Source organism: Phyllobacterium sp., assembly GCF_037994425.1.
Lineage (GTDB): Bacteria > Pseudomonadota > Alphaproteobacteria > Rhizobiales > Rhizobiaceae > Phyllobacterium.
The window spans coordinates 63451-76474 of sequence record NZ_JBBNAM010000402.1 but is presented as its reverse complement, the minus strand read 5'-3'; the positions used below and the strand labels follow the sequence as shown (position 1 = coordinate 76474).

12 protein-coding genes are annotated in these 13024 nt (G+C 60.6%); 8 read left to right on the top strand and 4 right to left on the bottom strand.

Annotated elements, in window-relative coordinates; genetic code table 11:
• Both AAAB35_RS26785 and AAAB35_RS26780 read right to left on the bottom strand, forming a co-directional pair.
• Positions 1 to 361 (bottom strand): metallophosphoesterase (locus AAAB35_RS26785; RefSeq protein WP_340671370.1); only part of this gene is annotated, 361 nt, incomplete at its 3' end.
• On the bottom strand, positions 358 to 1146 hold the full coding sequence (locus tag AAAB35_RS26780) for an FCD domain-containing protein (RefSeq protein WP_340671369.1): 789 nt from the start codon (positions 1144 to 1146) through the stop codon (positions 358 to 360). The genes AAAB35_RS26780 and AAAB35_RS26785, both read right to left, overlap by 4 nt.
• A 201-nt stretch (positions 1147 to 1347) precedes the next feature.
• Between AAAB35_RS26780 and AAAB35_RS26775 the strand changes: the two genes are divergently transcribed.
• Complete coding sequence (locus tag AAAB35_RS26775) at positions 1348 to 2655, top strand: DUF3422 family protein (RefSeq protein WP_340671368.1); 1308 nt, start codon at positions 1348 to 1350, stop codon at positions 2653 to 2655.
• Here the strand turns inward: AAAB35_RS26775 and AAAB35_RS26770 are convergent.
• Entirely contained in the window at positions 2652 to 3551 is a 900-nt protein-coding gene (locus tag AAAB35_RS26770) for a LysR family transcriptional regulator (protein ID WP_340671367.1), read from the bottom strand. The two genes, AAAB35_RS26775 and AAAB35_RS26770, sit on opposite strands and share 4 nt — an antisense overlap.
• 195 nt (positions 3552 to 3746) lie before the next feature.
• On the opposite strand from AAAB35_RS26770, the gene AAAB35_RS26765 reads away from it, so the two are divergent.
• The 3 genes from AAAB35_RS26765 to glcF are packed head-to-tail and all read left to right on the top strand — an operon-like array spanning position 3747 to position 7790.
• On the top strand, positions 3747 to 5243 hold the full coding sequence (locus AAAB35_RS26765; RefSeq protein WP_340671366.1) for an FAD-linked oxidase C-terminal domain-containing protein: 1497 nt from the start codon (positions 3747 to 3749) through the stop codon (positions 5241 to 5243).
• Entirely contained in the window at positions 5237 to 6457 is a 1221-nt protein-coding gene (gene glcE, locus AAAB35_RS26760) for a glycolate oxidase subunit GlcE (RefSeq protein WP_340671375.1), read from the top strand. The genes AAAB35_RS26765 and glcE overlap by 7 nt, the downstream gene beginning before the upstream one ends.
• 1 nt (position 6458) lies before the next feature.
• Positions 6459 to 7790 (top strand): glycolate oxidase subunit GlcF, encoded by a 1332-nt coding sequence (gene glcF, locus AAAB35_RS26755; protein ID WP_340671365.1) that lies wholly within the window; start codon positions 6459 to 6461, stop codon positions 7788 to 7790.
• 74 nt (positions 7791 to 7864) lie between these two features.
• Here glcF and AAAB35_RS26750 read toward each other — a convergent pair whose 3' ends face one another.
• A complete protein-coding gene (locus AAAB35_RS26750; RefSeq protein WP_340671364.1) occupies positions 7865 to 8638 on the bottom strand; it encodes a L,D-transpeptidase in 774 nt (257 codons plus the stop codon).
• 176 nt (positions 8639 to 8814) lie between these two features.
• Between AAAB35_RS26750 and AAAB35_RS26745 the strand changes: the two genes are divergently transcribed.
• The 4 genes from AAAB35_RS26745 to hisG all read left to right on the top strand — a co-directional run bounded on the left by AAAB35_RS26745 (position 8815) and on the right by hisG (position 12967).
• Positions 8815 to 9471 carry a DNA-3-methyladenine glycosylase I gene (locus AAAB35_RS26745; RefSeq protein WP_340671363.1) on the top strand — a complete coding sequence of 219 codons (657 nt, stop codon included), beginning with the start codon at positions 8815 to 8817 and terminating at the stop codon, positions 9469 to 9471.
• Positions 9472 to 9571: 100 nt separating this feature from the next.
• The gene (hisS, locus tag AAAB35_RS26740) at positions 9572 to 11086 is read left to right on the top strand and encodes a histidine--tRNA ligase (RefSeq protein ID WP_340671362.1); all 1515 of its coding nucleotides are present in this window, start codon (positions 9572 to 9574) and stop codon (positions 11084 to 11086) included.
• Between the two features lie 55 nt (positions 11087 to 11141).
• Positions 11142 to 12272 carry an ATP phosphoribosyltransferase regulatory subunit gene (locus AAAB35_RS26735; RefSeq protein ID WP_340671361.1) on the top strand — a complete coding sequence of 377 codons (1131 nt, stop codon included), beginning with the start codon at positions 11142 to 11144 and terminating at the stop codon, positions 12270 to 12272.
• The gene (gene hisG, locus AAAB35_RS26730; RefSeq protein ID WP_340671360.1) at positions 12269 to 12967 is read left to right on the top strand and encodes an ATP phosphoribosyltransferase; all 699 of its coding nucleotides are present in this window, start codon (positions 12269 to 12271) and stop codon (positions 12965 to 12967) included. The genes AAAB35_RS26735 and hisG overlap by 4 nt, the downstream gene beginning before the upstream one ends.
• Positions 12968 to 13024 lie beyond the last annotated feature (57 nt).

Genomic DNA, 13024 nt, shown 5'->3' with positions numbered 1-13024 from the left:
AATCGATGTCGACACCGTAGGAGAGGGCCGTCTGGCGGCCGCCATTACGGGCGAACAGGCCGAACGCATCGCCGTTCTCAAGAAAGTCGAGCAGTCCGATATCGTGGTTGCCGGCAAGGGCAAGCATTCGAGGGGATTGCTGCGTTGCGCGCACCAGCAGATCGAGGACCTCCCTCGATTGGGGTCCACGATCGACATAGTCGCCAAGATGGATGACGACCCAGTCGCGCGGCGGCAATTTCTCGTTTTCCTGGGCAATAAGGCGGTGCATGGCCTCCAATAGGTCAAAACGACCATGCACATCGCCGATGGCATAGATGCGCAGTCCTTCGGGGGCGCGCGCATGGTCGAAATCGATCATTCGTGTCGCCTGTCCGACTCGCGCTGGTTGCGGCGCAAGCGCGAAACATTCTGCCAGGCGCTATTGCGCATCGCCTCGCACTGCGCTTGTTCGATAAAGTCTATATGTTGCCCGACGGCTTCGCGTGCGCCGGCGGGATTGGAATTGACGATTGCCGCGAATATCGCCTTGTGCTGTTGCAACAATTTTTCGCGCGCACCGGGAAAACCATAGATTACCGTGCGGTTATAGAAGACGTCGTCAGCCAGAAGCCGGTAGCAGGAGCGCAGCGTATGCAGGAGGATGATGTTGTGCGCGCATTCGCCGATGGCATTATGCAACTCCACGTCGAGTTCGGCCTCCCGCTTGAAATCGTCGGTCTCATAGGCCTGCTCCATGGCTGCCATGATGCGCCGGAGCAGAAGCCGGTCGTCATCGGTCGCACGGCGGGCAGCGTAATCCGCTGCGATGCTTTCGATCTCGCGGCGATATTCGAGATAGTCGGCAGCCGCTTTGCGGTGACTGGTTATGAGATCCATCATCGGCTTTGAAAACACTTCGCCAATAACGTCGGCAACAAAGGTTCCGCCGCCATGCCGCGTAACGAGCAATCCCTTTGCCTCAAGCAGTTTCAAGGCATTGCGCAAGATCGGCCGTGAAACGTCGAACTGTCCCGAAAGATCGCGCTCGCCCGGCAGGCGGTCTCCCACCCGCAGGACACCTTCGAGGATGAGCGTCTCGATCTGGCCGACGATGTCGTCAGCCGTTCGAGAAGATTGGATGCGCGCGAAGATGGGGCTGCTCATGGATAAACGGGTCCGCGGAAAAACTCTGCACACAGCGTAGCGGCAAAAATTGAAACTGGTCAAATGAATGATCCAGCCGCCAGAGCCGATGAGGTCTTATTTGCCGCAGCCGCGATAAAATAGAATCTGTTGAAAGCGGAACCCAATCCGTTCACGATCCTGTGACAGCCGATCAAGAGAAAGAGACCGGTCAGGGGATAGATGGGAAAGAGACTGAAATCAGTCGCGACGGCAGCCGAGCTTGCGCTGGTTGTCGGCGGCGTCCTGGGTTTTCCGGCGCATGCGGAACGGGCGGTCGCGCTCGGCGAGGTCCATGCGCGCCCCTATCCGCTCGTCGATACGCCGCGCCTCCTGATCCAACTCGCCTTCATGACCGAAGGCGGCTCGACGGTCGATCACGCCGTTCTTGCGGAACTCAGCCGCAGCATCGGCATTGCGCCGCCGGCGCGCGACGCCCGGCACCATGTCATGCCGTGGGGCAACGGCACGCTACGCTGGGAGCGGCATACGGAGTTTTCGACCTATCTCTGGGAAGGCCCGATGCCGCGCAGCGGAGCGGCGGCACAGCATCCCTTCGGCCACGACTTCAATCCGCCAGGCACCGTCATCGACGGAGTACGGCTGGAGATCGTCAAAAAAGACGCCAATGCGCTGGCGATGATCAGCGAATTCGACCCGGCGAGTCTCTGCTACAGCGACGTCGAGGGTGGTCTCGCCTCGATCGTCACGGATTTCCGCCAGGACCGCGATGGCTTGACCCGCATTCTGATCCTCGACAATGGGCTTTCGCCGGCGCGGGCCGGTGCCTTGTCGCAGCGGGTCATCGAGATCGAAACTTATCGGACGCTGGCGATGCTCGGTCTGCCGCTGGCACACTCCTTGTCACCGCGCATCCGTCGGATCGAGGACCGGCTTGCGGGCCTCACCAACGAGATGCGGGACGCGACCTCCGACAGCCACAAACTGCTTGATGAACTGACGTCGCTTGCTGCTGAACTGGAGGCGGACGCGGCTTCCAGCCTCTACCGATTTGGCGCAAGCCGCGCCTATAACGGCATCGTATTGGAGCGTCTGGCGGCGTTGCAGGAAGAATCCGTCACCGGCTACGAGACCTGGGGTGCGTTTATCCAGCGGCGCATGGCTCCGGCCATGCGTACTTGCCGCTCGGTCAGCGAACGTCAGGAGAGCCTGTCGGAAAAGCTCTCGCGCGCCGCAACTTTGCTGCGCACCTCGGTAGACGTCGAGCTCGAGCGCCAGAACCGGGACCTGTTGACCTCGATGAACCGGCGCGCTCAACTGCAATTGCGTCTGCAGCGAACCGTCGAAGGGCTCTCGGTGGCTGCGATTTCCTACTATGTCGTCGGCTTGTTCTACTATCTGGCGAAGGGCGCTGAGACCTATATTCCGGATCTGCATGCCTCTGTGCTCACCGCTATTTTCGTGCCGGTCGCTATCCTCGCCATGTGGTTCATCGTCAAATCCATCCGCAAGTCGCACGCGGACGATTAGTGCCGGTCCCATGGAGGGACTGGACCGTAGAGCGCCGCCAGATAGTCGATGAACAATCGCACTTTCGCCGGGAGGAACTGCCGCGACGGATAGACTGCGTAGATCGCGATATTCCGCGAGGCTGCATAGTCGCCGAGCACGCGCACGAGTTGGCCAGCGGCAAGTTCGGGGCCGATATCCCAGGTGGAACGCAAGGCAATGCCGAGCCCGCCGAGCACCGCCTCACGCACGACCTCGCTCGAGTTCGTCAGCAACGGGCCGGATGGGCGCCAGACAACCGCGCCATAGGGACCGACGAGGCGCCACGGATCGCCATTATGCGCGGCCAGACAGATGTGATTTTCGAGATCGGAGAAGGATTTTGGCACGCCGTGCTCTGAGACGTAGCGCGGTGAGGCGACCAGGAAACGTTCGACAGGCGCGAGCTTGCGCGCAACGAGGCTCGAATCGGAAAGCTCAGCAATGCGGATCGCGAGGTCATAACCCTCGCCGACAATATCGACGAACTCGTCGGCAAGGACGAGGTTGACGGCAAGGTCGGGATTGGCCCGCATGAATGGTTCGAGATGCGGGGCAATATGCATGCGCCCGAACGTTGTCGGGACGGCGACCTTGAGCATGCCGTGCGCCTGTTCGGAACGGCGGGACACGAAGGCCTCGGCCTCCTCGACGCCGGCAAGAATGGCTAGGACGCGTTCGTAATAGCCTTGCCCGGTTTCGGTCATCGCGATTTGGCGTGTCGTACGTTGCAGGAGCCGCGTGCCAAGCCGCTCCTCCAGCCGGCGCAAACGCTTGGAGACGACGGCGGGGGAAAGACCGAGTTCGCGTCCGGCCGCCGACATGCTGCCAGCAGCGACCACGCGGGCAAAGACTTCCATATCGTTGAATTCACTCATGCGCGCACTCTCACTGGCGGACGTGAAACGTCAAGTCCCGAGCCGTCGATATCCACCTTGCGCTTGGTATTCTCGTGAGCGGGAAACCGACCTGTTCTATCTGAACAGGAAAAGCTCTAAAGTGTTTACAATCTCGATGGGCAAGAGGTAAAGATTGTTTACCAGTTGCGATCGAGCGCTGGCGAGGGAGGTTCGATGACTGGATTGCTGATGCCCAAAAGCGACGACGCGACGCTTGGACGGCGCGACGACATCGTGGCGGCGTTGCGAACAATCGTCCCGGGCGAGGGTGTCGTCGACGTGACCAACGAAATGCGGGCCTTCGAATCCGATGCACTCACGGCCTATCGCCAATTGCCGCTGGTCGTCGTCCTGCCGCAAACCGTCGTTCAGGTCTCCCGTGTCCTCAAATACTGCCATGAGAATAATGTGAAGGTCGTGCCGCGCGGTTCAGGGACCTCGTTGTCCGGCGGTGCGCTGCCGCTTGAGGACGCCGTGCTCTTGGTGATGTCGCGCTTCAACCGCATTCTGGAGATCGATTTTCCAAACCGGGTCGCCGTCGTTCAGCCGGGCGTCACGAATCTCGGCATCACCAAGGCGGTCGAGCATGAGGGCTTTTACTATGCGCCCGATCCCTCGTCACAGATCGCCTGTTCGATTGGCGGGAATGTCGCGGAGAACTCCGGCGGCGTGCACTGCTTGAAATACGGCCTCACCGCGAACAATGTTCTCGGAATTGAAATGGTGCTGATCAATGGTGATGTGGTTCGCCTCGGTGGCAAGCATCTCGATAGCGAAGGCTACGATCTTCTCGGCCTGATGACGGGTTCGGAAGGGCTTCTTGGCGTCGTCACGGAAGTGACGGTTCGGATACTGCAGAAGCCGACAACGGCCCGCGCGCTGATGGTTGGCTTCCCGACCAGCGAGGAGGCTGGACAATGTGTCGCCGATGTTATTGCCGCCGGCATCATTCCAGGCGGCATGGAGATGATGGACCGGCCGGCCATCCATGCGGCCGAGGATTTCGTTCATGCCGGCTACCCGCTCGATGTGGAAGCATTGCTGATCGTCGAACTTGACGGACCCGTGGTGGAGGTTGATCACCTCATCGCCATGGTCGAAGCCATTGCGCGAAAGAATGGCGCGACCACCTGTGTCGTGTCGCAAAGCGAAGAGGAGCGGATGGCGTTCTGGGCGGGGCGCAAGGCTGCGTTCCCTGCCGTAGGACGTATCTCCCCGGATTACCTCTGCATGGACGGTACAATACCGCGCAAGGAACTGCCAAAAGTTCTGGCAGGCATGCGCGAACTCTCTGAGAAGTACGGCCTGCGTGTCGCGAACGTCTTTCATGCGGGCGACGGCAATCTGCATCCGCTCATCCTCTACGACGCCAATATTCCCGAGGAACTGCACAAGGCGGAAAGTTTCGGTGCCGACATACTAAGGCTTTGCGTTAAGGTGGGCGGGGTGCTGACCGGCGAACACGGTGTCGGCGTCGAAAAGCGCGATCTGATGCCGGAAATGTTCAACGAGGCCGATCTCAACCAGCAGATTCGGGTGAAGTGCGCCTTCGACGACAAACACCTGCTCAACCCCGGTAAAGTTTTCCCCCAATTGCATCGCTGCGCCGAACTGGGGCGCATGCACGTGCATCAGGGCAAGATGCCGTTTCCCGACATTCCGAGATTTTGAGCGTGAGCGTTTTTCAACCACAGTCCGAGGACGAAATCGTCGATGCGGTGCAATGGGCACTGGCGGAAAATGTACCGGTCGAGGTCGTCGGCCACGGGTCCAAGCGTGGGCTCGGCCGGCCATTGCAGACCGAGCATACGATCTCATTATCCGAATATACCGGTGTCACGCTCTATGAGCCGCACGAATTGGTGCTGACCGCCAAGGCGGGCACGCCGGTTGCGGAACTCGAAGCGTTGCTTGCAGCCAGCGGTCAGGCTTTCCAGTTCGAGCCTATGGACTATGGGCCGCTGTTGGGCGAGCCGGCGGGGCGAGGCACGCTTGGCGGTTTGCTGGCGACGAACCTCTGCGGGCCTCGGCGACTGAAATCCGGCTCGGCTCGTGACCATGTGCTCGGCGTACGGGTCGTATCGGGCAGGGGGGAACTGTTCAAATCCGGCGGACGTGTCGTCAAGAACGTGACCGGCTACGATCTCTCCAAGGGCATGGCCAATTCCTGGGGCACACTTGGCATTGCCACGGAGATAACGTTCAAAGTTCTCCCCGCGCCAGAGACCGAGTCCACGCTCGTCATCCGCGGTCTCGCCGACGACGAAGCGGCGCGCGCCATGGCTATTGCGATGGGTTCGAGCGGCGAGGTCGCCTCCGCCGTGCACCTTCCGGGCAATGTAGCGGCAAGGGTCGTTGACGGCGCGCTCAGCGGCGAGGCCTCTACGCTGTTGCGCCTCGAGGGATTTGCGCCATCGGTTGCTGACAGGACGACCATGCTGAAAACCCTTTTGGCTTCGGCGGGAGAGATGACAGAGATAGTCGGCAACCAGTCACGCCGGCTGTGGCAGGAAATCCGTGATGTCATCCCCTTCGCGGATGGTACGGAACGGCCGGTCTGGCGTGTTTCCATGGTGCCGATGGAAGCCTACAAGCTTGTCGCATCGCTGCGGATGGGTGCGGCTGTCGACGCCTATTACGACTGGCAGGGCGGGCTCGTCTGGCTGCGCATGGAGGGCGAGCCGGAAGCGGAGGCCGTACGCGCCCTATTGCGCAAATATGGCGGCGGCCATGCCACGCTCGTGCGTGCGCCTGCGAGCATCCGCGCTTCTGTTCCGGTGTTCGAACCGCAGGCCGCGCCGCTTGCTGCCCTGTCAAAGCGGCTCAAGCAGCAATTTGATCCGAGCGGCATCTTGAATCCGGGCCGCATGGTTGCAGGAGTATAGCGTGCAGACAAATTTTACCGCCGAGCAGCTTCTCGACCCTGGCGTTGCTGAATCCGAAAAGATCCTCCGAAAATGCGTGCATTGCGGCTTCTGCACTGCAACGTGCCCGACATATGTGACACTGGGCAACGAGCTCGACAGCCCGCGCGGTCGCATCTACCTGATCAAGGACATGCTCGAAAACGACCGGCCGGCCGACGATCAGATCGTCAAGCATATCGACCGCTGCCTTTCCTGCCTCTCCTGCATGACAACCTGCCCCTCGGGGGTGAACTACATGCACTTGGTCGATAATGCGCGCGCCCACATTGAGAAGACTTACAAGCGCCCTTTAATGAACCGGCTGACCCGCGCCCTTCTGGCCTTTGTTCTGCCCTATCCCGGTCGCTTTCGCCTTGCGCTTAACCTCGCGAGGTTTGGCCGTCCGTTTGCCGGACTGTTCGGGTCAATGGCGGCGACGAAGCCGTTGGCGGCGATGCTGGAACTTGCACCCCGTAACGTACCGGCGGCCTCGCCCTCGGCAGTTCCCGGAGTGCACACGCCCGATGCGACAAGAAAGGGCAGGGTGGCGCTCCTCAGCGGCTGTGCGCAGCCGGTCCTCAAGCCGGGTATCAATGAAGCAACGATCCGACTCCTCAACCGGCTCGGCATCGAGGTAGTCCTGCCAAAAGGCGAAGGCTGCTGCGGTTCGCTGGTCCACCACATGGGCCGCGAGGAGGACGCACTCGAAGACGCGCGTCGCAACGTCGATGTCTGGACGCGGGAACTCGAGCAAGGAGGCCTCGACGCGATCATCATCACCGCATCCGGTTGTGGCACGACGATCAAAGACTACGGCTACATGTTGCGGCTGGACCCGGCCTACAATGAAAAAGCGGCGCATATATCGTCCCTGGCAAAGGACGTCACCGAATATCTCGCAACATTGACCATGCCGCAGTCGCGAATCGAACCGGGACTGACAGTCGCCTACCACTCGGCTTGCTCGATGCAGCACGGGCAGAAGATTACGCGCCAGCCGAAGGATTTGCTGAAGGCTGCAGGTTTCACCGTCAAGGATCCGGCGGAGGGTCACCTCTGCTGCGGCTCGGCCGGCACCTACAATATCATGCAGGCGGATATCGCCCGGACGCTGCGCGACCGCAAGGTCAAGAACATCGAAGCGACGGGGGCCAGCGTCGTCGCCACCGGCAATATAGGCTGCATCACACAGATAGCCGGCGGGTCGACATTGCCGATCGTCCACACGATCGAACTGCTCGACTGGGCCTATGGCGGCCCGAAGCCCGAGGAAATTCCCTTAACGAAACCCGCTTTGCAGGCGGCGGTATGAAAAAGGGCAGCGGCTCTTTCAAGAGAGCCGCTGCCCGTTCCCGGCACCGCCCCCGGTGCCGGCCCCCACTAACCTTATCGGACGATGACTTTCGTGCCGACATTGACCCTCTCGTAAAGCTCGGTGACATCTTCGTTGCGCATGCGGATACATCCGCTGGAGACTGCATGGCCAATCGTCCACGGCGCATTGGTGCCGTGGATGCGATAGAGCGTGGAACCGAGGTAGAGTGCGCGGGCGCCGAGAGGATTGGCGATGCCGCCCTCCATGTGGGCCGGAATGTAGTGACCCTTCTCGGCCTCGCGATCGATCATGTCTTGGGGTGGATACCAGTCCGGCCACTCGGCCTTGCGGGTGATATTGTTCGTTCCGGACCAGCCAAAGCCTTCCTTCCCGACCCCGACGCCGTAACGCCGCGCCCTGCCGTCGGGCTGGACGAGATAAAGAAAGCGCTCTGACGTATCGATGACGATCGTGCCAGGTTGTTCTGCGCCGTCAAAGGCGACGGTCTGCGGCAGGAACTGCGGATCCATTGCCCGCTTCTTCGGCTGATCCTCGCCCAGCGGGACATCCGGCCGCTGGAACGAAACCTCGCGCGCGGAGGGGTTCGAAAGATCCCGGTTGCGGCGCGGTCTGGTTATGCGCTGCGGGCGCTCGCTGAACACAACATAGCCACGCGGGTTCACGGCTTCGCCGACCGGCTTTTTGCGCAGCTGCATTACCCATGGTGCTGAAAGGTCGGGGCTCATGACGACCGGCGGCTTTGTCGCATAGCGTTCGCTCGCCGTTGTGGGCGGGATCGTCGCTGCCAGAAATGCCGATGCCAAAACCAATATTGCCGACTTCATCAAATTACTCTGGAACTCTCCTGACAGGATTTGTCAGGTTTCGGATTGAGTTTGCCGATTGGCAGGTAGAAAAAAGTGAATCAGGATCAATAAAATATAAAATGCCGCGAAAACCGTGGGTTATAGTTACCGACGGGTTTTCAAGGACGGTTAACACTAGGAAAGAGACGCGCGCGATGCAAGACGAAACTCACCCGAAGACCGGACTGATCACGGACGATGCGGGCGAGACGCGCTGCTTCTGGCCGGGAACCTTGCCTGAATATGTCCACTACCACGACCATGAATGGGGAAGACCGGTCACGGACGATACGCGGCTGTTTGAAAAGATCTGCCTTGAGGGGTTCCAGTCCGGGCTGTCGTGGCTGACGATCCTGCGCAAGCGCGAAAATTTCCGCAAGGCGTTCGACGGTTTCGACTATCACAAGATCGCCCGCTACGGCGAGAGAGAGGTGGCTCGCCTGCTTGCCGACGCTGGCATCATCCGGCATCGCGGCAAGATCAATTCTGCCATCAACAATGCCGCGCGTGCTATCGAGCTCGTCAAGGAAACCGGCTCGCTCGCGGCCTATTTCTGGCAGTTCGAGCCGCCGTCGGATGAGCGTCCAAGGGTGGTTGACTATCCAACGCTGATTGCAAACCCGACGTCACCCACCTCGATCCGTCTTTCCAAGGACCTTAAGAAGCGCGGCTGGAGCTTTGTTGGCCCGACAACGATGTATGCCCACATGCAGGCGATGGGCCTGGTCAATGACCATATCGAGGGCTGCAAGTGTCGGCAGGAGATCGAAAAACTGCGTTCGAACTTCAAGCGACCTCAGCCGGCTACATAGAGTCGCCCTTCGGTCATCAATCCTTGCCCTTGATGGCTCGATAAGCTAGAGCAAACCGGCTTTAGCAGACGGCTTCATTTCAGGGTATCGGATCAGCATCATGACGACGAAGGCAGACAGGGTAAAAGCGCGGCTGCCGCGCGGTTTTGTGGACCGTGCGCCCGACGATTTGCGCGCTGCCGAAAAGATGATGGCCGAGATCCGGAAAGTCTACGAACTTTATGGCTTCGAGCCGGTGGAAACCCCGCTTATCGAGTATACCGACGCGCTCGGCAAGTTCCTGCCCGACCAGGACAGGCCCAACGAGGGTGTGTTCTCCTTCCAGGATGATGACGAACAGTGGCTGTCGCTGCGTTATGACCTCACCGCGCCGCTCGCGCGCTTCGTTGCCGAGAATTTTGAGAGCATCCCCAAGCCTTACCGGAGCTACCGCGCCGGCTGGGTGTTCCGCAATGAAAAGCCGGGTCCCGGACGCTTCCGTCAGTTCATGCAGTTCGACGCGGATACCGTGGGTGCGCCGTCGGTCTCCGCCGACGCGGAAATGTGCATGATGATGGCCGATGTCATGGAAGCGCTCGGCGTCTCGCGCGGTGATTACATGATCCGCGTCAATAATCGCAAGGTGCTCGACGGCGTCCTCGACTCAATCGGCCTTGCGGGAGACGAGAATGCCGGCCAGCGCCTGACGGTGCTCCGCGCGATCGACAAGCTCGACAAGTTCGGGCCGGATGGCGTGCGCGAATTGCTCGGCAAGGGCCGTCTTGACGAGAGCGGTGATTTCACCAAGGGTGCCGGCCTTGACGAGACCGCAATTACCAAAGTGCTCGATTTCACGTCCGCCGGCGGCACAACGGGCGCGGAAACCATTGCAAATTTGGAACGCGTGATTACCAGCAACGATAAGGGCACCGAAGGCGTCGCCGAGCTTGCCACGATCGAGGCGCTGTGCTCTGCCGCAGGCTATGAGGGCCGGGTGAAGATCGATCCTTCCGTCGTACGCGGCCTTGAATATTACACCGGGCCAGTCTTTGAGGCCGAACTCACCTTCGACGTCACCAACGAAAAGGGCGAGAAGGTCGTGTTCGGCTCTGTCGGTGGTGGAGGGCGCTATGACGGTCTCGTGTCGCGCTTCCGCGGCGAGCCGGTACCCGCGACCGGCATTTCCATCGGCGTCTCCCGCCTGATGACGGCCTTGAAGAATCTCGGCAAGCTTGATGTCTCCGATAATGTCGGGCCTGTCGTTGTATTGGTGATGGACCGTGATACGGCCAGCCTCGGGCGCTACCAGAAGATGGTGTCGGACCTTAGGCAGGCGGGCGTGCGGGCGGAGATGTATCTCGGCGGTTCGGGCATGAAGCCGCAGATGAAATATGCCGACCGTCGCGGCGCTCCTTGCGTCATTATCCAGGGGTCGCAGGAACGCGACAATGGCGAAGTGCAGATCAAGGATCTCATTGAAGGTGCACGATTGTCGGCCGAAATCGAAGACAATGTGACATGGCGCGAAAGCCGTCCGGCGCAGATTACCGCAAAGGAAGACGACCTCGTTGCCGAGGTGCGCAGGATTCTCGAGGCGCAGGCCGAGGACCGTGCCAAGAGCCTTGGGGTAAGCTAACTCATATGCGGGTGCTTCCAACTTTACCCCCCTCTGTCCTGCCCAGGATGCGTAAATGACCGCCTCCCGCGCCCCAGCCTTTTCCGCCGAACTTGCCGCACTGATCGCTGGCCGTGATGCGGAACTCGTGGATATTCCCGTCATCCAGCCTGCCGACCAGTTCCTCGACATGGCAGGCGAAGATCTGCGTCGCCGAATTTTTTTGACCGAGAACGAGAACGGCCAAAGCCTCTGCCTTCGTCCGGAATTCACCATTCCCGTTTGCCGAAGCCATATCGAACGCAACGCCGCGACACCGAAGCGTTATGCCTATCTCGGCGAGGTTTTCCGCCAGCGCCGTGAAGGCGGGAACGAATTCTTCCAGGCGGGTATCGAAGATCTGGGCGACGCGAACCGGGCACGTGCCGACGCCCGCTCGCTCGCCGACGCGATTGCTGCCATCCGTTTCGTTGCGCCACGCGTTGAACTTGAAACCCTTCTTGGCGACCAGGCCATTTTCGAAGCGGTACTCGCGTCGCTCGGCCTGCCACGGGGCTGGCAGAAAAAACTGGCACGGTCGTTTGGCAACCACGCCCAGTTGAAAACCCTGCTGGGAGACCTTGGCTCGGACCGCGAGAAGGGAACGCTGCCGGATCGCCTCGCGAAACTGGTCGAGGACGCTGACGAAACCAGACTCGCGGTTGAACTCGAACAGGACATGCAAGTCGCCGGCATATCGCCGGCATCAGGACGCGCGCCGGTGGAGATCGCCCGGCGGCTGATCGAAAAGGCGAGCCTCGCCTCGGTCCGCCTTCCGACGCGCACGATTGCGGCGCTCGAGGAATTTCTGGCCATTCGCGTGCCGCTCGCCTCGGCGGCCGGACATCTCTTGACCTTCGCCCGGACCAACGAATTCGACCTCGGTCTTGCGCTGGAACAGTTCGAGGCACGCGCCGTGTCGGTGATCGAGGCCGGGATCGGGTCCGAAACCATTATTTATGATGCCGCCTTCGGGCGTCCGATCGACTACTACACCGGCCTTGTTTACGAGACGCGGGCGGTCAAGTACGTCGAACTCGGTGCGATCGTCGGCGGCGGCCGTTATGACAGACTGCTGACGATGCTGGGCGCCGTCGGTTCGATCCCCGGTGTCGGCTTTTCTGTCTGGCTCGACCGGCTCGAACACATCGCGGGAGATGCACAATGACCATCACCCTTGCGCTCCCGTCGAAAGGTCGCCTCAAGGAACAAGCGCTTGAAGTGCTGGAAAATGCCGGCCTCAGCGTTATTCTGCCGAAAGACCAGCGCAACTATCGGGCAAAGGTCAAAGGCAACAACAACATTGATATTCTTTTCCTCTCGGCGTCGGAAATCGCGCGTGAACTCGGCTATGGCAGCGTCGACCTTGGGGTCACCGGCGAAGATCTGATGCGGGAGACGCTGGCATCTGCCGACGAGAGGGTTCGGTTCGAGGCTCGCCTCGGCTTTGGCCACGCGGACGTGGTCGTTGCGGTCCCCGAGGTCTGGTATGATGTTTCTACGATGGCGGATCTCGATGATGTCGCCGCGGATTTCCGCCAAAGGCATGGAAGACGGCTGCGCATCGCCACGAAGTACTGGCGGCTCACCCAGCAGTTCTTTTCGCAGATGCACGGCATTCAAGTCTACCGTATCGTCGAGAGCCTCGGCGCCACAGAGGGAGCACCCGCTTCAGGCGCTGCCGATATCATCGTCGACATATCGTCGACGGGATCGACCCTGCGTGCCAACCATCTGAAAATCCTGGACGATGGCGTGATCCTGCAATCCGAGGCCTGCCTGGTCTCATCCCGGCAGACGGCCGAAGCTGGAGCTGTCGCCGAGCTTTCCCAGCGCATTGAGGCGGCGCTGGCAAAGGGCTGATCCATCAACTCTGCGTGATGGATGGGTTGTTCTGTAACCTTTCGGTCGACCCCTACG